A 19,851-nucleotide genomic window follows, 5' to 3' on the forward strand; every position below is an offset into this window, starting at 1 on the left:
TTTCCCTCCGAATAACTTAATTTTATACATGAATTTATGTTATGCATACCTTTAAATAGTACACTATCACTGGTTAAATGTAAACATTTTAGGTGAGAAGAAGGGAAATAAACTGATTTTTTGAATTGTAAAATGAATTACTTCATAAACGAACTAGACTAACTTGCCTATTTTTTATATTTTTCGGCTAATTTTAAATACTCATTATGGATCTCTAAATTATTTGAACTTTTCTTTTTTAACTTAAGATAGGCTCTTTTGACAAGTTTGCTTTTTACACCAAAGTATAGCCAAGAAGCTACTCCACCGATCAAAAGTGACAGCGTAATAATTGAAACAAAAAAACCAGGTTCATCATTTTGATCAGACATCATCAATAGAATCAGTGACATTAAAAAAGCTACTATACCTGAACGGTATTTTTTCTTGTAGTGCCTGTTTATTTTAGAAAATTCGTCATCTGGAAAATTATGTATAGACGGTTTATCGCCAACAACTTTTACATTTTCTTTATCTGTAGCAGTAATTAAAACTTCGTGCATAACCTCATTTGATTGGTACTCAAGATTCCAAATAGGAACGTAAACAAATTCCGAAAAAACTTCATATTTTAGATTTGTTACCGTTGCATTTCTGTTCCTATCCCCAGGTAATACTTTCTGCATCTCACTTTCAGCTGCATATTGAACGACACTGTGAAACAAGCTTTGCGTTTTCATTACTTCATTAGTGGAAATTTTAAATTGGTTTGTCCCACTTAAATAATGGTCATCATACGGAACCATTTTTGAAATCGAAGGTTTGAACGATGAAATTGAAAACAGTTTATCTGCTTGTGCATTCATTTCTTCTGAGACAGAAAAAAACGAAAAACATTCTCCTGTTATACTTCCATCACTGTATGACCAGTTTTCCATAGTATTGTCTTGATTGTTACTATAACAGATTTCAGCTCCCCAATTACATTCATAGCTTATTGTAACAACTGAAAATGGCATATAAATTTGTTTTAACGTGATATTCGTTATATCTATTGGACTCTCCTGGTCAGTGCCAATCCACTCATAAAAATGCATCTTTGCCCGCTCTTTTTCCACTTGAAAAGGGATAACTTTATCTGCTTGATAAAAACGAGAACTAGCATCCAACTCTTTCTTCGTTGAAAAAGTCGACTTACAATGGTTACACTCAAATTGCTGCTTTTCAATATTAAACACAATCGAAGCTCCACAGTTTAGACAAGTTTCACCAGATTTATTTTTTCTATTCATTGCTTCTTGGATCTCATCTAATAATCTCCCACAATGCGGACAATATTTGGCATCTAAATCGTTCAATTGACCACCACATGCCTTGCATTTATTCGGGACTAGTAAACCATCAGCCACCACTTTACCTCCTAAAAATCTTTCAGATATTGTCTCATAGATTTTTTTAATAGTAAACAAAAGTAAGAGCTTTTTATAATCCAAAATACACTAAAACCTGCAACTTTCTAGCTGCAGGTCGTTTCCTTCATTTTAATAATCAAACTGACGATAATAACGTCTAATATCTAACGGATGGCAATTCAATTGTTCAACATGAGCATCAATACGTTGTGTTACACAATGCATCAACAAGAATGACAAAACTCGTCCACGATATTTTTCACTGATCCCCGCAACTGGATAATCCTTTGAATCAATAATCGTATAGTTAGCGCAAATACGCGGTAACAAATTCGCTACTCTTTCAGACAATGGACGTTGTTCATCCTCACCAATAAATAAAGTGACTGCTGTTGTTTCCTCCACGATTTCTAACGTTCCGTGTAGAAATTCAGCCGCATGAATTGATTTTGAAGGCAACCAACTTTGCTCTTCCCAGTAACACATTGCATAAGAATAGACTGCGCCCCATTGATTACCAGCCCCGATGAAATAATGCATATCATCGTGACGATGCGCTTGGGCAAATTTTAACCCAAAGTCATCCGCTTTTTTCTCAGCTTCAACTAAACCAACTGGAAGATGTTCTTCTAGTTCTTGATAATATTCTTCATACTCATCAAATTCGCCATTATTTTTCATCAATCGATCTGCTAGCATAAAGAACTTGATTTGTTCCGTTCCTGGTGCTGGATACGTCACAACATAATCACATTTTTCTGCTAGAATACTTCCTTTTGCATCAATAAAACCGATCAATGTTGCGCCAACTGTTTTAATTTCTTCCACCGCTTTGACAACTTCTTGAGTTGTGCCGGTTACAGAAGACAAAATAACGATCGAGTCTTTGGTTAAGCGGCGATTACCAGTTGTATAGTATTCAGCAGCATGTTGTACATAAACAGGTAGATTACTTTTTCCATTAATGTACGTCACTACTTGCATCGCTGAGGCATAGGTTCCGCCAATGCCGAGATAATAAATAGAATCAAACCCTTTTTCCCAAACTTCATCCACCATTTTTTCAACTTGTGGACGTAGTGCTAAAGCCCCTTTGATATCTTCTATTTGCTTTGTTTCGTTAAATTTTAACATGGTTTACGCTCCTTAAATTTTACTTTTTAATACTTGGTCAAAATCATCAAAAATTCGTTTATTTAAATCGATTCCTTTACCTGTAGCAATTTGATACGCGAGGTATTGGAAGGGAATCACTAATAAAAGTGGACTGATTTTTTCAGGTGTTTCAATAGATAGACTTAGTGTTTTAGGTTCTGATATTGCACTCGTTGTAATCGTGTAACAGGCAGCAACATATTCACTTAAATAAGTCTTTAATATGTGGCTTCTTTCATGCAGTCTATTGTCATTTTCAATAAAAAATAGCGAATGGTTACCGTTTGCTTCTAGATAAGGGCCATGCATATACGCTTCAAGTTCAAATCCTTGCGATGGTAAACGGACCGTTTCCGTAAATTTGGTTTCAAATTCTTTAGCCGTCCCTAAATTTGGTCCATAGCCAATCGTAATAAAACGGGAGCCAGCAAGTAAATCTGCTTGATTCTTTAACCAAAATTCGTTCGTTTTTTCAATAACTAGATTGATTTGACGAATAGCGTTCTTTAATTCCGATAATTCACTTTTTAATTTCACTTGATCGACTGATTCATTTTGATACGCTATACGTAACCCTAACAACATTAGATTCAACACAGTTGCTAAATAACCTTTTGTGACAAACCCGACCATCTCAATACCCATATTTAACTCTACTACTTCATCCACCACTTTTGTGATTGGACTTTTTGCATCACTGGTTAATGCAATTGTTTTGATTGATCTCGTCTGAGTTAGTTTTTCTACTGCTTGAATGGTAGACGTACTTTTACCGCTTTGTGAAACCGCAATGATCAAATCAATGTTCGGATCAATTTTTCCATAATGTAGAAAATTAAACGGTTCTTCTATTTGAACGTAGACTGGCGCCGTCTCTTCTATATAGTTTTTTGCAGATAAGCAGGCATTATAAGAAGACCCCGTCGCTAAAATCAAGCAGTGTTTAACATGCTTCACATCGGTTTGCGCAACATCAAATGATTCAATAATGCTTTCCAATGTTTCTTGTTCTTGATTAATATAATCCAACATTGTTTCCACTGAATCTCACCTCACTATGGATTTGCTTAAAAAATTCCCACTAAAGAACCCAAAATCCCAACAATAGCCATTCCTCCAAGAATCGCTAGAGGTTTTACTTCTTTCTTTAAAAGATAGAAAACTGCTCCAAAAGTTGCTAATGGCAACAATTTAGGCATAATATCATCAAAAATACTCTGCACTGTTACCGCTGTTTCACCACTGCCACTGATTGTGACTGGAATCGAAATATCGATCATCGAAGCCGTCATTGCGCCAACCACCATCAATCCAATAATCGAAGCGCCTAACGTCAAGCTTTCCATCATCCCGTTTGCTTGAATCTTTTTCAGAAACCCAGTTCCCAATTTATAGCCCCAACCAGTAAATAGGTAGCGCAAAATAATATGTGGTACGTTAAAAATCAGCAAGAATAAAATCGGGCCTAAAATATTTCCTTGTAACGCCAGAGATGTTCCAACTCCGGTTGCGATCAAACGTAACGTGCCCCAGAAAAATGAATCTCCTAAGCCTGCTAAAGGCCCCATTAATGATGTTTTGATGCTGTCGATCGTGCTAACATCAAATTGTTCATCTAGTACATTCTCTTCTTCCATCGCCGTATTGATCCCCAAAATCAAGGTCACAATATGGGGAGTAGTATTGAAAAAGGCTAAATGCCGTTTCAACGCATGCGCCATATCAGACTTTTTGGGATACAATTTCTTCAAAATCGGAATCATCGCAAACACATACGCCATGTTCATCTGACGCTCATAGTTCCAAGAAAATTCCATTTGGAAAGACCGCCAGAAAACACTATTCAATTCTTTTTTGGTAATCAACTTTTCAGGTTGTTCTTTAGAAGTCTTCGTCATCGTCAATAACCTCCCCATTTGATGTTTGGATCATTTCTTTGCCTTTATTGTGATTCATGATATTGACCACGATTACAGCTGTGATCGCCCCTAAAATTGCAATTCCTGTAACTGGAATTTCTAAATAAGCCATTAAAGCAAAACCTAAAAAGAAGTATGGTGCTACTTGTTTATTGATCAATAAACGCGCCAACATTGCAAAACCTAGAGCTGGAATAATACCCGTCGCAACGGATAAACCGTGTTGAACAAACTCAGGAATCATATCTAATAATCCCTTGATCGTGTTACTCCCTACAGCAAATGAAATCGAAACTATGAGTGCTAACATCAGAGACAACCCAAAACCTGCCGCCAAATGCATTCGTTCTACCCCTTTATAATTCCCATCATCTGCGTAATTATCTGCTTTTTGGCTCATTGTTGGAATCACCAAACCTAGATAGACATTCTTCAAAATCAGCGTTAAGGTTGCAATCGGCAATCCCAAAACTAGTGCCGTTTCCGTTCCAGCACCCGCAGTAATTGCAAAAGCCGTTCCTAAAATCCCACCTGTTACTACGTCTGGCGGAATTGATGCTCCTACTGAAAAAGAACCAATAAATGCTAATTCCAATGTTGCCCCCATAATAATACCCGTTTTAATATCCCCTAAAACAATCCCTGTAAACAATCCTGTCACAATCGGTCGGGATAAAAGTGACGTACCTAAGGCATACTCAGACTGAGCAATAAATGCGATAACACCTAACAAAATTGCTTGTACAATCATTTCGATCTTCCTTTCTAAAATGCATCTAAAGCAGCAACTTTTTTATCATTGGGTACTTGTCTGATTTCTACATTGACTCCTTCATTTACTAATTCCTTGACCAACTGTTCTTCATCAGGCGTAATATTTATCGCCTTAGAGATATTTCTAGTTCCTTCTCTCACTTTCATTCCACCAAGATTGATATGTTTGATTTCTGGACATACTTTCGCTAATTTATACGCATCCGCTACACTTTCAACGACGATAAACAACTTATATTTATCCGTTACGCCACTTTGTAAAGCACTGATTGACTCTTCAATAGTTTTAATCACCAGCTTAACTCCTGCCGGTTTGGCTAACTTGATTGTCGTTTTGCGGATATCATTTTGCGGCACATCATCATTCGCAATCAAAATACAATCTACCCCTAAACTTTGGGTCCATGAAAATGCAACTTGTCCGTGTAATAAACGATGATCTACTCTTACTAATTTAATCATGATTGATTTCCTTTCTCTTTTAAAATTCTTCTTCTTCGTCTTTTGCTTTCAATACGTTACAATACTGAATCGTTTCTTGAGACGTTTTTATTGCTTGTATAATCAACTTCTCCAAGGAGTCTGTGATTTCCAATTGGGTATAAAGCTCAATCAATAAAGACAAATTTAATCCCGAAACTACATGTACATTCGGTCGTTCAACATACTTAAAAAATTCATTATTCACGCTACCACCAAAAATATCTGTGATAACCAGTAATTCATTTTTTTGATTTTCAAAAATAGTCGTTTCAACTGTTTGACCTAAATCAAACTCTTCTTCTATATAGGCACAAATAACTTCTACATTTGTTGATTTCCCACAAATCAGTTCTAAAGATGTTCTAATCCCTTGCGCAAAATTTCCATGTGTCGCTAAAATAATTTTTCTTGCCATCCTGTTCACCTCACTTACACTTTATTAATAGCAAAAAGGATGCCAACTTTAGTGGCACCCTTCATTTGCTTATTAAAAATCACTTTCATCACTGATATACTCGGTGTTTTCAACTAACACATCATGAACATAAGAAAGTTCTGAATCTGGGATATTGACACTATAGACTTTCTCTATGACACTAAATGCTTCTTTGATATCCCGTAGCTCTTTTTCATGACACTCCTGCAACCTGTCAAAACCACTATAGACTTCGATTGGCACATTTCGGATCAATCGTTCTACCAAACAGCTAACATGAACATACAAAGCTAACTTTCGATCATTGCTAATCCGCTGACCTAGTCGTTCTTCTAACTGTTTCATAAAGCCTTCGATTTGTTCAATGATTTTTTCTGTATCTAAAATCGTTACAGATTGAATTACACGATCCAATGAAAAATTACGAATCAATTGATTACTAAATTCTTCCTTCGAATCCAATATTAACTCTTTTTTCAACCACTCTAGCAACTCTTCGATCCCAATTCCTGCAATTAAGTCCTCTAAAGAAATGAAAGGAACATTCTCTACGACTGGATTGGCTGTACCAACAATACCAAGCACATCATAAAACGAAAAAGCTTTTTCAAATTCCACAGGATCACGTAACTGACGGAATTCACATGGGATAAGTTTGACAGAAGTCGTACCTGGTAAACTCTTTTCAAGTAGATTACTAATTTGTACAGCCGTTCCAATACCCGTGGCACAGGTCGTGAGGATGATTTTTTCTTTTGTTGTTTCTGGCTTAATCATCTCCCATTGAAACGGATGGCTGCATATCGCATTAGCTGGAATTTCACCAAGTTGTTGTTTCTTTTGAATTGCTTCACCCACCGCAATCGCTAAACTAGTTGTTACATTGTTCATCAATAAGATAGGTGCCGCGCTTTCTTTTGAAAAATAACGATGGATTTCTTTTAAAGAACCCATATCAAATAAAATAACCAACCCATTTGACGTATCATTCCGCTCGATGTATTGTATCAGTTTCTCAGCAATCTTCTTCGGCGTAACATCTAGTGGCATATCAAAAGACTGAAATAACAATTCATTCAACATCCGATTAGCCACATTAGCAATACTGCTAGCAGTGGCGTAACCATGTGCCACAATCACCGCTTTAGGATAAGACGTTTCTTTGGTATAACCTAGATTATCAATATAAACAGATAGAATAATCCGATCCATACTAGAAACTTCAATGTCCAATGACATCTTAACTAAGTTTAAAATCTGTTCTGCATATCGATAACTATTTGGTAACTTGGCTTTGATATCCATTAAAAAGGTCTCAATCAACTGAATCATCTCGCTTTCTGGTAGCCATTCCACGTAACGTCGTTGAAACAGATAATGACTGATTGCATAAACCAAACTACCATTAAAACTAATTTGATAAGCAGATTCAATTTTTTCTAGCATCTGTCGGACGTGCTGTGTAATGAATAGCAACATTTCATGCTGTTGGTCTCTTTTTGTTTCAAATAATAAATAATCAAAGAGATAATCGATTTCCTTTGAAATCAAGCCCACTGAGGTGTTGATATCTGATTGATTATTTAGATAGGTTAGCAAGATTTTTTCATAACTTTGAATAATTCTTTTTTGTTCTGGTTCACTTTCTTCAAGTAAATACTCCAAACTACTTTGACCATCGATTCTCAAAAGTGATTCGGCTTCTGAAAAAGTGGATTCATAATTTTCTGTTAGTAAATAAGTAGGCAATGAATGTAAGGTAATCGGAATTTGCTCTTTTTCGTGATTTACAGTAAAACTTTTAGCTGTAATAATCTTGATCAGGTTTTTCAATTCCCCAACATTTCCTTTGTATGAACGATTTTCTAACATTTTAATGACTTGTGGTGAGACGAGTAGCGGTTTTAAAATGGTTTGCTGTTCTTCAAAGAAAGATTGAATAATCAACTGCTTTCGTTCTGCCTGAGTCCGTTCATTAAGCGCTGGAATTTTGATTTGTACTGGAATTCGTCTTAAAAAAGTCGTTAAAAAGGTGCTATTCACCTCTTCCGTTGTGGCAAACGCTAAACGACAGTTAACAGCAATTGGATGATTGCTTTCACCCATTTTATAAATAACTCCTTGATCCAAAAATGTGAATAATTTTTCTTGTCCTTCAGCGCTTAAACGATGAACTTCATCCAAAAATAAAAAACCATCTGCGGCTGCTTCAAAAAGCACCCATTTTCTCAGTATCTGCACCAGTAAATGCTCCTTTTACATGACCAAATAAATAGCTGGTCAATAATTCAGGATTATCTGCATATTGTGCACAATTTACTGTGATAAAAGGTGCGTCGTTCGCTAATAGGTCATTCGCTAAACAAAATTGATAGAGTAATTGAACGAGATAACTTTTACCCGTACCACTTTCTCCTGTTAACAATAGCGGCAACCCGCCATTAGGATAAAATGCCGCCATTTTCAATTGTTGAATCGTTTGTGCTAAACTACCACGATTACCGATTACATTCTGGAAAAAATCAATCTTTTTATCAAAAATCGGTTTCTCTTTTTCAATCTCTGATACGTTTGGATAAAACGAATTTGTTAATGGATAGTTTTGCAATTCAAATGTTTTTTTATGAAAAAAGTAGACAGGGCGTGTATTGACCTTGACTAAGATCCCTTCGTCTACAAGCTGATTCAAATAATGGCTCGCAGTATTTCGCTTGATTGAAAATTTTTCAGCAATATCAGATGCCGAAAAAATATCGCTTACATTTTCAGGATTGAAAAAAGATGTTTGGTTTTTTAGATAGTTTAACAGTTTTTCTTTTAACATATGATCCCTCCTGTCTTTATCATAGCGAAAGTTTTTGTAAAAATATATCTCTTTTTCCATTAAAAATAAAACTTATTTTCTTATTCTGACGATACGTTGTCTATATTGACAAAAAGTGAATTATTTGTTTTTATCGAGAGCACTAGTATGGTTGCATCAAAAAACAACACAATTACACTACAAATGACTTTAGCATACGATATACACCAAACATCTGAAGAGTGCGGATTCTTTAGGGGACTTTTTTTGACTGATACAAATCATTACGACAATTTCTTTAACGCAGCAACAAAAAAAGATGTTCAGCTATTTGAAGCTCAAACATCTTTAGAATCAACTACTTATCTTCTACCAATACACGAATTAAGCGCTTCGTTTCTTGAAATGCATGTAGCGCAGCTTTCCTTAAATGTATCTCAAAAGACTCAGCTGCTTCACTCCCTACAATGTCGGAAATGCCACGAATATTTAGGACAGGAATATCATAGAAACTCGCAACTTGTGCGATTGCCGTACTTTCCATATCAGAGGCTTTCACTTCTGGAAAATGTTCTTTTACCTTTGTCACGAATGCCGACTCACTCATAAAAGAATCAGACGTTACGATCAATCCATTATACAAATCATAATTGCTTGGCTTCTCCAAAGAGTTAAAAATTTCCAACCATCTTTGACTTAAACGGTAGTCTCTTGGCATTTGAGGTACTTGCCCAAACGTATAGTCAAACCCAGTTGCATCCACATCACTATAAGCGAGCTTTGTTCCATATACAACATCACCAATTTCAACCTCACCCAAAAAACCGCCCGCCGAGCCAGTATTAATAATCACATCAGGTTGAATCATCTCGCAAAGCAGACTTGCCGAAGCTGCTGCATTGGCTTTTCCAATCCCTGTTTCCACCAAAAATAAAGAATAGTCAGGCTGATCTAAAACTTCCTCAATCACAGTTTTACCCCGCTTCAAAATGGATTGTATTCGATAAGTATCACGAAACGGCACTAATTCTTCTTGCATTGCTGCTGCTATAACAATAATCATTTATCTGCCTCCCACAGCTTCCCAATCTCTTCTTGGACATCGACTTTTGTCCCACCAAACTGTTCTTGGATGTAGTCTTTTACTGCTTGACTATGATAGAGCTCTGCTAATTTTTTTAACGCTTGATCCTGTTGGCGATTTTCTGTTGTGACTAAAACATTGATACTTTGCTGCGTATTTTTATCAATTTCTTCTTTAAACAAAGCATCTTTCAAAACATTTAAACCACCTTCAAACGCAATTGTATTACTAATCAAAGCTAAATCAACATCTTGTAACACTCTCGGTCCAGTCGTATCATCGATCATTTTAAACTCTAAATTTTGGGGATTTTCAATGATATCAGATGGCGTTCCTGTTCCATTGTCAAAATCCTTGGCTAGTTTGATCAAACCAGCTGTTTCCAACAATCTTAATCCACGTGCAGTATTTGCCGGATTATTAGCGATTGCAACTAATGCGCCATCTTTGATGTCCCCAACAGATTGATATCTATACGAATAGATACCCATCGGTTCCATATAGGTTGTCGCAATCGGTACTAATTTTTGGTCGCTGTCTTGATTAAAACTGCTTAAATACCCCAACGATTGAAAAGCATTCACATCAACTTGTTCTTCAACCGTCGCATTATTTAACTGAGGTCCACCACTGATCTCTTTGACTTCTATTTTTAAACCTGCCTTTTTCGCTAAGTCTGATTTTGCAATAAATCGCCAAATATCCGCATCACTGTCGACTGAGCCTAAAACAACTTTAGTGGTCTTATTCTTTTTCTCATCTGCATCATTTTTATTCTGATTGCTACAACCCGTTACTAAAAATAATGCCAAAATAATACCAAAACCAATCCACTTTTTCATACTAGCCTCCTATGCTTTCATCTAGACTATTCTTCGTTGACATCCAAAGAGACTGATTGCTTCCAAGAAATCATTTCATCAACCCCAAACTTCATCAGCCACATCAATCACTAATTTCAGTTTCTTCCACTGATCCTCCTCCGTTAAAATATTTCCCTCTTCTGTTGAAGCGAATCCGCATTGTGGACTTAAACTCAAGCGTTCCAAAGGCACATATTTACTTGCTTCTTTGATTCTTTTTACTACTGTTTCTTTCTCTTCTAATTGCCCATCTTTACTTGTTACTAATCCAAGGACCACATGTTTTTCTTCTGGTACAAAACGTAACGGCTCAAAATCTCCAGAACGTTCATCGTCAAATTCTAAGAAAAATGCTTCAACATTTTGATTCCCTAATAATGTGTCTGCAACAGGTTCATATCCACCAGAAGTGGCCCAAGTTGAATGGTAATTTCCACGACATACATGAGTTGTTACATGTAAATCTTCCGGTAAATCAACAATAGCATCGTTATTCAAACGCAAATATAACTCTTGTAATGCTTGCGTATCATATTCGCCATTGGTCATCGTTGTCCAAAAATTTTTATCTACTAACATGCCCCAAGTACAATCATCTAATTTTACATCTCGACACCCTAAATCATACAAAGCCAAAATCGTTTCGCGATATGCTTTTGCAATATCTTGATAAAACGCTTCTCGGTCTGGATAAAATTCATCGACTTTCTCTTCGTTAGAACCACGAACTAATTCCGCTACTAACTGGGCAGGTGCTGGAATACTCTGGCGAATTGGTGTCCCATCAGCAATTTCTGTTAAAAATTTATATTCTTCTAAAACTGGATGATCTGGATTAAACTCGATTTTTCCTGTTAGGCGAGCTGAATCTGCGCGTGTCTCTTCTCCATGAAATAAATAGCCTTGATCCATCACATTATGTTCGACACCTTTAAAGCCCCAAAAAAAATCAAGATGCCAATAACTACGACGGAACTCACCATCACTGATCACTTTTAATCCAATTTCTTTTTGCTTTGCAACTAGCTCACGAATCGCTTGATTCTCGATTGTTTTTAATTCATCTCCTGAAATCACACCAGAAGCAACATCTTCCCTTGCCTTTTTCAACGATTCCGGACGTAAAAAACTTCCTACGATTTCATAATGATGTACTGAATTTTTACACATAACTAAATTCCCCCTCTTTATTTAAATAGAAAACAAAAAAATCCCTAGAACAGTCAAAGACTCTTCTAAGGATGTATTAAACATACATGGTACCACCTTAATTCACAAAAATCCTACGATTTTTGCCTCTACTCTAATACGCCGCAAACGCTTTATATTAGGATTCTTGCTAACGGGAATAACCGTGCATCTCTAAATTAATATCTCGAAATGCCCACTCAAAAGCCATTTTCAAATTCGTTTTCTTTCACCTCTTTTCAGCTACCAAGGCTCTCTTTTAGAAATTCCACAGAATTTTACTTTCTTTTTCTACGTGTTTTTTTATTTATTTTTAATTATAATAGCAGATGAAGTGGTGGGTGTCAAATGGATCATTAAAAAAATAAAGCACATAGCATAGTAATCGTTTATACTATGTATCAGGAGGATGAAAATGAACGATAAACTAAAAAGGAAAAAGGTTTCCATCATTATTGGTTTGCTTGTAATAATAGCCACTAGCCTTTTTGCACATTATTACAGTACTTATCACTCTGTCGAGGAGCTATTTCTAAAAATCGATCTTGCTGATAACAATAGTAATAAGAACATCCAGGCATTGCAACGGTTTGGCGAAAAAAATAATTATTCCAGTATTATCCCAAATAAGCAAGAAGGAACGATTACATTGACTAATTTGGAAAAAGAAAATGATCTTTCAACATTTACTCAATTAAATTTTGATAGTTCAGAAGAAGATTGGGAAATCCTGACTTTTTCTATTACTGATCCAGAACATCTTTCGACTGTGAATGATGAAACAATTTGGAAAATTAAAGAAGGGGATTCCTTAAAAAAGGCAATCAATATCTTTGGTATTCCAAATAACATGAGAAAAAATAAAGAAGGCATCATTAAAGCTACTTGGGTTATGGGAAACTCAACTTTTTGGTGTCGAGTTGACGCTTGAAAATAATCGAATCACTAACATCATGATTTAATGGAAAAGTCCTCAATATGGGGGCTTTCTTTTTGAATATAAAATAGCTTTTGTTTAGTTTTTAACTCTCTTTCGTTAGATTGAAAATAGAGCATAGAAAAAATTTTTTTGTTATTTTTTCTTATATATAAGGGAGAGGGTTTTAGGTGTTATTTAATTGAGGAATGTAAGATTTTTTATTGCGAACAGCTGTTTTTTTCGGTATACTAATAGCTATAGGATAGAAATAATTAACAGTGAGAACAGCGATTATATACTTAGCCAGAAATAAGTGTATGGTAAGGCTGTTGCTCCTAACGATAAAACTAAATAATTGGCACTTCCTGATCTGGCTACCAACCAAACTAGAGAAGTTTTGATTGAACAGTGCAACCTGCTTAAGCAAATCGCCAATAGCGTAAGTCATATTCTTATTTTTACATACTTTTGTCTACCAGAAGACCGCAATTCTTCTCCTTCCAAGTACAAATGCGTAAAAATAACCGTTTTTTGACGTGCCTATTGTCAACGATTGCAGGTGTAACTGTAATCGTTTTTTTGTTGCTATCCTATAGACTTTGAGAAAAAGAATTGACAATATGGTGACAACGTTCATTTTATTCACCTTGTACTTTTTATCATCTGCTCTGTCTTATTGCCAATCGCAGTGATTCAAAGCAAAATAGGCACTTCATTTACTGGTACCACCCTGTAAATGAAGCCCGGAATAGACATCACAACCTATCTATCCAAGTTGCCTGATTACTAGTACCGTAGCACTAGCTTCTTTATTGTACCTAATTTTTGTAAGAATTTCTAGACAGTTTTTGAAATTTCTTCAAATTGGGCTAAGAAACGCGCTATAGTCTGTTAGTCATCCCAACGATAGAGGCGGCAATCTCTATCGTTTTTTCTTTTTCTCAATTGTTGATTGTTGCTTAACTAAACAATAAAAAGGAGAACTTACTTATGAAAAATTCAGCACGTTGTATTAAAGCTGTTCCTTATCAGGATATTATTGATCTTAGAGATACGGTTGAACGTTTGCAATCATGGCAAGAACCATTGACGGTTTTGGAGAAGTATTTTACGAATCCAAATACGCCGATTAATAAGAAACAGGTTGTGAAAGATTATTATGCATGTTCAAAACTATTTCAAACATTTAACGCAGAATTTGAAAAGCTCAATTTGACTGCCGAAAAACAATTATCGAAAATTCAAGAAATTGGTACACTATAATCACTTATATAATAAAAGGGGCTCTATAAGTTAGCCCCTAAATTGTAGTTATTTATGCTCTGCCAAATAATCTCAAATAAACTATAACGCTTAATGAATACATAATTTATTGTAATTACTCCTTCTATATATTAAATACTTTCTTATTTCTCAACCAAATTTCTAAATGCCTTATCATGCTTATTCATAAAAAAGTTTATATCATCAGAAAATTCATTAGAACTATTTTCTGGTTTGATCGCTAGAGATTTTTCCAACGAGACTTGTCCATCACAAACAATAAAATCTAGTCTATCCTCTTTCTCTAGAGACAATGCTTGGATTACTTCTTTAGGTAAGGACGTGATATATGTATCGCCATGCTTTTTTATTTGTTTAGATGTTCTTATTACTTCGGCTATTTTTAGTTCCTCCCTAGTCTTATTTATTAAAGCGTCACTCCTCCAACTTCTAAACGGTTCGTATTCTGTAACTAAGAAACGATTTGTTACAATACTTGTGGCAATAACAATTAAGATAAAACAACTAACGACGACAAAAAAACGTCTTTTTCGTTTGCCCATTTAAAATTTTCCTCCTTCTTACATAGTATAAAAAAATTTATCTGAAATCTAGCTAAAATCAATCTTGGCATAACAGATTGGTTCATTCCCTATTTGAGGTAAAAAGGCAGAATATCTAAAAATCGATTGACATTAAAATTCTTTTTGTGATATTATTCTTACATTAAACAGAAAAGGATGTTTTACTCGTGAAAAAATTTAGTTTGTCGTTCGTTGTTGTTGCGGCTATTGTCCTGACGTTTATACCTACATTAGCGAATGCTGAAGAAGTTGGTGGTTGGTCAGAGGAAGACGGTAATTACTTAAATCCCAATGTACTCTTACCTCGTGCGGCGGTTAATCATAGAGGTAAAAGAGAATCTAAAGTTATCTCAAAAAATACTGCGTACAGAGCTCATGGTTGGACAACTTGGAAAGGCGTTTATCACTATACTACTGCTCGAATGGAAAAACACCGTGGTGGGATTGTTTTAACCACTTCAAATCGAAAATACGGTTGGAATGGAACGGAAGCTGTTTCACCTTGGTACAGAATGTCACACGGTGAAGATACAGCTGCTGCAAGAACTTACTATGGAAGATAAGCTTCTCCTCACGACAATTTAACGATTCTCAAAAGAGCTATTGCTGTTAGGATAGTTATTTCCATTAGCACAAGTGAGGTGGCAAATGAAAAAGAAAAGATTCTTCGTCTCAACTATATTGATCCTCTGCACTTATTTATTGCTCATATTTGTTAGCGAATACCAGAGACAACAGGATACATTATTTTTTGAAAGCAATGATTTATATTCAACAGATCATCTATTCGTAAAAGAGACGTTCCAAACCTTAATTAAAGAGACATTTAAAACCTCATCTAATCTTAGCGTATTTATTTCTTTAGAAAGTAAAAACAACGACAACGTACGAGGATACTTTTCAAAGGATTATTCTGATACCCATTTTCCACTTAGCAATGGCTTTTTTTTTTCAACATCGAATACTAAAGAAGCTTTGGTTGGAAAAGAGGTTGCTACGGTTTCAGAAAATGACTGCACTTATTATGAGTACAACAACAAAAAATATAAAGTTATCGGTTATTTAGGAATTACGAAGCCCAGTTTTTTAGATGAATCTGTGCTGATTAACGATTCCTCTCTTTTCAACATGCCAACAACCTACTTAACGATTGATGGAAAAAAAATCAATACTATTTATTATGATCGATTCGATAAAAACAATTCCTATCAAAAGAATATGGGATTAGATAGAAAAGTAAATAGTGATTATTTTTCTCCTCTTATTTATTCACTGACATTATTTATAGCAATTGTCTGTACCGTTTTGATCGCGTATCTTATTTTTACGGATTTAAAAAAGGAAAATTTCATCAAGTATATACTAGGTACATCTACATTAAAAAAATATAAATCGAGTCTATTTTATTTACTCTCTACTTGCATTATCCCTATGTTTTTTTGTTTATTGATTTTACCTTTGTTTCAACTCATTTCCATTCATTACTTCTTTATGTACAAACTTTTTTTGACGCAACTTTTATTAATGTGTTTTAGCTTCACATGCTTCTTTATTAAAGAAGAAAGGAGCAATTTACATGGAGTTAATTTATAATCTTAAAAAAAATGGTTTACTTATTTTATTAAAAACCACTATTCTTGCTGTCTTTTTCTTTCTCCTCTATCTATTTTTATTGTTTGCTGTAAACATCAATGTAGAGCTAACCAGCAACCTTGAGGAATCGTCCAATAAAAAATTATTTACATTAACCGACACACTGACGGAACCTGATGCTTTTTATCACTTCAGACAATCAAAAACATTGTTAACTACTGTGAAATCATTCTATGAACAGTTAAATACAAAGGAGAATCTACATTTTATCTCCTCCTTTGATCAACCTCTACAAATAGAAGATTTTAAAGGAGACATAGAATTCAATGAAGCATATGGTACAGATATGGAGATTATTGGCAATTATATTGACCCAATGAACAAAAAAGAGGTTTTTGACGCCAAATGCTTTCAAGTTAACAAAAATTTCTTTGATTACTATAAACTTGAAACAGAAAATAAAGCTTTATTCCATTGGGATGACCTAGATATAGAGAATCATACATTACCGATATTATTAGGTTCAAATTATAAAAAGAGTTATAGTGTAGGCGAAACGATGAAAGGAAGTTTGTATTTAAAGCCATTCGATTTTAAAATAATTGGTTTTTTAAAAGAAAATACCTCTGTGTTTTACAAAAATGACCTAAACAAATACTTGGACGACTATATTATTCTTCCGTATCCTGAAAAATTAAGTACTGTATCCAAGGAGAATAAGGAATTTGTTGGTATGCTCTATTTTGCCATGTTAAATGGAGATATTAGTATAGATCAAAACAAAGGCCTAGACTACTTAACAAAACAGCTCTCAACCATAGCAAACGAAACTGGATTTTATGACTACACTTTACTCGGAGTCCCAACCTTCACTTTGCAATACAATAGAATGTATGAGCTGATCCATTATAATAGAACATTATTGATCTCACTGTTATTGTGTATCACGATTTGTCTTTTAGCAATCGTTCATTTTCTAACGTGTAGGATGTATGTGCACAGACGAACCAGATATTACTTATCCTTTGCTAACGGTGATTCGTTGAAGCACTTAACTACTTTACTTGTTTTAGATGTAACTGTTGGAAATGTTCTATTATTAGTAGTCTTCATTATCACTTATTTCCTGTCTCCCATTCAAGTTAGCACATTTTTCCTTATTGTAGTTCTAGGTATAGCTCTGTTTTCAATAATGGATATAGGGTTAATGAAACAGTTTCTAAATAAAGATATACGTTCTAGTTTTAATGATTTCTATTGATAGGAGTTGATTTACTTGATTCATTTACACGATATCCAAAAGAAACTACCGCAAACAGATACATTGCTTTTCGACAATTTGAACTTTGCCTTGAATGGTCATCAGTCTGTGGCCATTCAAGGACGAAGTGGTTCTGGGAAAACAACCTTATTAAAAATAGTAGCTGGCTTTGACACCCGATACAATGGTCTTTACGAATTCAAAGGTGTAACAATCAGTAAAAATCCAAAAAAAAATATAAAATTTAGGAAAGATACTATTGGCATTATCACACAAAATTACAATTTATTAGGTGACAGAAATGTTCAAGCTAATATTCAGCTTGGGCTAAATGAACAATCCAAGAATCAAAATAAAGATATTGAAAAGATGTTAAGTCTCGTAGGACTACCAGGATACAGCACTAAAAAGATATCAGAAATTTCCGGTGGAGAAGCACAAAGGGTCGCTATAGCTAGAGCCCTCATCAAAAAACCGGCTATTTTGTTAGCGGACGAACCTACTGGGGCTTTAGATGAAAAAACTGAACTTGAAATCTTAGAATTATTTAAAAATATCCAGAACTTGGGAACTAAACTGATTATGGTTACGCATAGTAATGCTGTAGCCGAAGTTTGCGATGGAAAATATGTATTAGAAAATAAAAGATTAATTTCAAACTAATAGTAGATACATACTTTTAAATCACCGTTGTGAAACAGCATCGTTACACCCGAACAACTAATCAGAATCATTGTACTATGCAATACATCATCTTGATGGCCGCATTTTGATTTTTGATCTACTTCTTATCTTCTCTTTATTGACTTTATCCTTTTTCCAAACATTCAAAAGTGTCGTTTATTTCTTCACTTATTCACACTAAAAAAATAGGTGTGGGCCATGACTCTACAAGTCACATCCCGCACCCTTAAAAAATCTGGATCGGTGGATCAGAAGCAATGCCTATGAAAATAAAAACTTCTGTGCCAATCTCATCCAACTTCATTTCTTTTATTTCCCAGTAACCGAATCCCAAAGGCCACTGAAAAATCCTTTAATATTTTCCCAAAGTCCTTTAGATTTTTCTTGAATCTGCTCTTTCGTTTTGGACAAATCTAGTTGATTTACAAAATCTTCAAAAATATTTTTATCTTTCATATCACTCATCAGAGTCGTTAATTCTTTGACCTGATCTGATGACATGACATCTTTGATTCCTTGACTTTGCAACGCACTTTCAACGGTTTTTTGAATGTCTGCTTGGGTCAATGTTTTGCCATCTGCAGTTTTTGTAGCTAGTTCTTTTTTCGCTTGTTCTTGCGCTGCATTTAAAGCTTCATCGGAATAACCAGCTTTGTCTTTATTTTCTTCTGTGATCTTAGATAATACATCCATTTCATCTTGTGCTACGCCTACACGATCTCTATTGATAATGCCACCAGATTCTTCTACAATTTTGTAGACTCCAGCTAACGCACCAGATCCATCGATAGGTACCGCTGAAGCAACGGTTAGCTTAGCATCTGTTATACCAGCTGTCAGGGCTGCGTTTTGATATTGAGCTTCAGTAATTTTCGTGATATTTTTGGGTGTTGCAATATCAACCGAAATTCCTGATCCTTTCTTCTGTGTCTCCATGCGAACAGAGCTATAGACCGCCCATTCTGGCGTAAAGCCGCCATCAGGGATAAAACTCATCAAATCTTGTCCTGTCGTTGTATATTGTGGTGTCTCACCTTTGATACCTAGTTCTTTCAACGTATACTCTTTTTGCTCTTGCGTCAGTGCATTTCCTAAAGCAACTGCATTAATCTGCAGTACTTGCTCGGAGCTTTGAGTGGTTTCTGTATTACTAGCACTTACTGAAGTACTTTCAACCGTGCTACTTTGTGTAGCAAATGCTGTTTTTCCATTTGATAAACCTGTAGAAACCAAAAGAACTGTCATTGCTACAGCGAGTGTTGTTTTTGTCTGTTTCATAGTAACCTCCTAAAGATTTACTTGTTCATTACTATACAACAATACTTTTAGTTAGTCCCTAAGTATGCTCCGTTTTAAGAAAATTTTAGTATCTTGACCTTTTAAAGAATACGTTTCCTTTCCTAAGCGAATCAACTCTATACTCAGTTTTTCCAATAAAAAAGAACAAAAGC

Annotated in this window: 18 protein-coding genes, 1 pseudogene and 1 other annotated feature; of the genes and pseudogenes, 6 read left to right on the forward strand and 13 right to left on the reverse strand. The window is 35.0% G+C overall.

Features of this window, described 5'->3' with window-relative positions; all coding sequences use genetic code 11:
* Positions 1-167 precede the first annotated feature (167 nt).
* From BCR22_RS14025 to BCR22_RS14075, 11 genes and pseudogenes are all read right to left on the reverse strand, one after another.
* Entirely contained in the window at positions 168-1,388 is a 1,221-nt protein-coding gene (locus BCR22_RS14025; RefSeq protein ID WP_069655507.1) for a zinc ribbon domain-containing protein, read from the reverse strand.
* Positions 1,389-1,520: 132 nt separating this feature from the next.
* Positions 1,521-2,525, reverse strand: coding sequence for an SIS domain-containing protein (locus BCR22_RS14030; RefSeq protein WP_069655508.1), 1,005 nt, complete (start codon positions 2,523-2,525; stop codon positions 1,521-1,523).
* A 12-nt stretch (positions 2,526-2,537) separates the two neighbouring features.
* Positions 2,538-3,587, reverse strand: a complete 1,050-nt coding sequence (locus tag BCR22_RS14035) for an SIS domain-containing protein (RefSeq protein WP_069655509.1) — start codon at positions 3,585-3,587, stop codon at positions 2,538-2,540.
* 26 nt (positions 3,588-3,613) lie between these two features.
* Positions 3,614-4,444, reverse strand: a complete 831-nt coding sequence (locus BCR22_RS14040; protein WP_069655510.1) for a PTS system mannose/fructose/sorbose family transporter subunit IID — start codon at positions 4,442-4,444, stop codon at positions 3,614-3,616.
* Positions 4,428-5,216, reverse strand: a complete 789-nt coding sequence (locus BCR22_RS14045) for a PTS mannose/fructose/sorbose/N-acetylgalactosamine transporter subunit IIC (protein ID WP_069655511.1) — start codon at positions 5,214-5,216, stop codon at positions 4,428-4,430. The genes BCR22_RS14040 and BCR22_RS14045 overlap by 17 nt, the downstream gene beginning before the upstream one ends.
* A gap of 14 nt (positions 5,217-5,230) precedes the next feature.
* Complete coding sequence (locus tag BCR22_RS14050; protein ID WP_069655512.1) at positions 5,231-5,701, reverse strand: PTS sugar transporter subunit IIB; 471 nt, start codon at positions 5,699-5,701, stop codon at positions 5,231-5,233.
* Positions 5,702-5,720: 19 nt separating this feature from the next.
* The gene (locus BCR22_RS14055; protein ID WP_069655513.1) at positions 5,721-6,137 is read right to left on the reverse strand and encodes a PTS sugar transporter subunit IIA; all 417 of its coding nucleotides are present in this window, start codon (positions 6,135-6,137) and stop codon (positions 5,721-5,723) included.
* A gap of 72 nt (positions 6,138-6,209) precedes the next feature.
* Positions 6,210-8,982, reverse strand: a pseudogene (locus BCR22_RS14060) (sigma-54-dependent transcriptional regulator).
* 337 nt (positions 8,983-9,319) lie between these two features.
* Positions 9,320-10,024: a 5'-methylthioadenosine/adenosylhomocysteine nucleosidase gene (locus BCR22_RS14065; protein WP_069655514.1), complete on the reverse strand. Its 705-nt coding sequence runs from the start codon at positions 10,022-10,024 to the stop codon at positions 9,320-9,322.
* Complete coding sequence (locus tag BCR22_RS14070) at positions 10,021-10,887, reverse strand: MetQ/NlpA family ABC transporter substrate-binding protein (protein ID WP_069655515.1); 867 nt, start codon at positions 10,885-10,887, stop codon at positions 10,021-10,023. The genes BCR22_RS14065 and BCR22_RS14070 overlap by 4 nt, the downstream gene beginning before the upstream one ends.
* Before the next feature lie 78 nt (positions 10,888-10,965).
* Entirely contained in the window at positions 10,966-12,078 is a 1,113-nt protein-coding gene (locus BCR22_RS14075) for a 5-methyltetrahydropteroyltriglutamate--homocysteine S-methyltransferase (protein ID WP_069655516.1), read from the reverse strand.
* A 64-nt stretch (positions 12,079-12,142) separates the two neighbouring features.
* Positions 12,143-12,399: a binding site (T-box leader), on the reverse strand.
* Positions 12,400-12,511: 112 nt separating this feature from the next.
* Between BCR22_RS14075 and BCR22_RS14080 the strand changes: the two genes are divergently transcribed.
* Together BCR22_RS14080 and BCR22_RS14085 are read left to right on the forward strand one after the other, a co-directional pair.
* Positions 12,512-13,027, forward strand: a complete 516-nt coding sequence (locus BCR22_RS14080; RefSeq protein WP_069655517.1) for a hypothetical protein — start codon at positions 12,512-12,514, stop codon at positions 13,025-13,027.
* A 978-nt stretch (positions 13,028-14,005) separates the two neighbouring features.
* Positions 14,006-14,278 (forward strand): hypothetical protein, encoded by a 273-nt coding sequence (locus tag BCR22_RS14085; protein ID WP_069655518.1) that lies wholly within the window; start codon positions 14,006-14,008, stop codon positions 14,276-14,278.
* 143 nt (positions 14,279-14,421) lie between these two features.
* On the opposite strand, the gene BCR22_RS14090 is transcribed toward BCR22_RS14085, so the two are convergent.
* Positions 14,422-14,841, reverse strand: a complete 420-nt coding sequence (locus tag BCR22_RS14090) for an AbrB/MazE/SpoVT family DNA-binding domain-containing protein (RefSeq protein ID WP_069655519.1) — start codon at positions 14,839-14,841, stop codon at positions 14,422-14,424.
* A gap of 188 nt (positions 14,842-15,029) precedes the next feature.
* On the opposite strand from BCR22_RS14090, the gene BCR22_RS14095 reads away from it, so the two are divergent.
* From BCR22_RS14095 to BCR22_RS14110, 4 genes are all read left to right on the forward strand, one after another.
* Entirely contained in the window at positions 15,030-15,425 is a 396-nt protein-coding gene (locus BCR22_RS14095; protein WP_069655520.1) for a hypothetical protein, read from the forward strand.
* Between the two features lie 85 nt (positions 15,426-15,510).
* On the forward strand, positions 15,511-16,455 hold the full coding sequence (locus tag BCR22_RS14100; RefSeq protein ID WP_069655521.1) for a hypothetical protein: 945 nt from the start codon (positions 15,511-15,513) through the stop codon (positions 16,453-16,455).
* On the forward strand, positions 16,439-17,716 hold the full coding sequence (locus BCR22_RS14105) for a hypothetical protein (protein WP_069655522.1): 1,278 nt from the start codon (positions 16,439-16,441) through the stop codon (positions 17,714-17,716). The genes BCR22_RS14100 and BCR22_RS14105 overlap by 17 nt, the downstream gene beginning before the upstream one ends.
* 15 nt (positions 17,717-17,731) lie before the next feature.
* Entirely contained in the window at positions 17,732-18,379 is a 648-nt protein-coding gene (locus BCR22_RS14110) for an ABC transporter ATP-binding protein (RefSeq protein ID WP_069655523.1), read from the forward strand.
* Positions 18,380-18,709: 330 nt separating this feature from the next.
* Here the strand turns inward: BCR22_RS14110 and BCR22_RS14115 are convergent, their stop codons facing one another.
* A complete protein-coding gene (locus BCR22_RS14115; protein ID WP_069655524.1) occupies positions 18,710-19,678 on the reverse strand; it encodes a DUF1002 domain-containing protein in 969 nt (322 codons plus the stop codon).
* Between the last annotated feature and the right edge of the window lie 173 nt (positions 19,679-19,851).

The sequence above is a fragment of the Enterococcus plantarum genome (assembly GCF_001730295.1).
Lineage (GTDB): Bacteria > Bacillota > Bacilli > Lactobacillales > Enterococcaceae > Enterococcus_L > Enterococcus_L plantarum.

Bases quoted from the DNA above. Each gene is read 5' to 3' on its own strand.
- BCR22_RS14055 (WP_069655513.1), bottom strand. From the start codon at position 6,137: ATGGCAAGAAAAATTATTTTAGCGACACATGGAAATTTTGCGCAAGGG.
- BCR22_RS14085 (WP_069655518.1), top strand. From the start codon at position 14,006: ATGAAAAATTCAGCACGTTGTATTAAAGCTGTTCCTTATCAGGATATT.
- BCR22_RS14030 (WP_069655508.1), bottom strand. From the start codon at position 2,525: ATGTTAAAATTTAACGAAACAAAGCAAATAGAAGATATCAAAGGGGCT.
- BCR22_RS14080 (WP_069655517.1), top strand. From the start codon at position 12,512: ATGAACGATAAACTAAAAAGGAAAAAGGTTTCCATCATTATTGGTTTG.
- BCR22_RS14050 (WP_069655512.1), bottom strand. From the start codon at position 5,701: ATGATTAAATTAGTAAGAGTAGATCATCGTTTATTACACGGACAAGTT.
- BCR22_RS14090 (WP_069655519.1), bottom strand. From the start codon at position 14,841: ATGGGCAAACGAAAAAGACGTTTTTTTGTCGTCGTTAGTTGTTTTATC.
- BCR22_RS14075 (WP_069655516.1), bottom strand. From the start codon at position 12,078: ATGTGTAAAAATTCAGTACATCATTATGAAATCGTAGGAAGTTTTTTA.
- BCR22_RS14115 (WP_069655524.1), bottom strand. From the start codon at position 19,678: ATGAAACAGACAAAAACAACACTCGCTGTAGCAATGACAGTTCTTTTG.
- BCR22_RS14100 (WP_069655521.1), top strand. From the start codon at position 15,511: ATGAAAAAGAAAAGATTCTTCGTCTCAACTATATTGATCCTCTGCACT.
- BCR22_RS14105 (WP_069655522.1), top strand. From the start codon at position 16,439: ATGGAGTTAATTTATAATCTTAAAAAAAATGGTTTACTTATTTTATTA.
- BCR22_RS14040 (WP_069655510.1), bottom strand. From the start codon at position 4,444: ATGACGAAGACTTCTAAAGAACAACCTGAAAAGTTGATTACCAAAAAA.
- BCR22_RS14065 (WP_069655514.1), bottom strand. From the start codon at position 10,024: ATGATTATTGTTATAGCAGCAGCAATGCAAGAAGAATTAGTGCCGTTT.
- BCR22_RS14070 (WP_069655515.1), bottom strand. From the start codon at position 10,887: ATGAAAAAGTGGATTGGTTTTGGTATTATTTTGGCATTATTTTTAGTA.
- BCR22_RS14045 (WP_069655511.1), bottom strand. From the start codon at position 5,216: ATGATTGTACAAGCAATTTTGTTAGGTGTTATCGCATTTATTGCTCAG.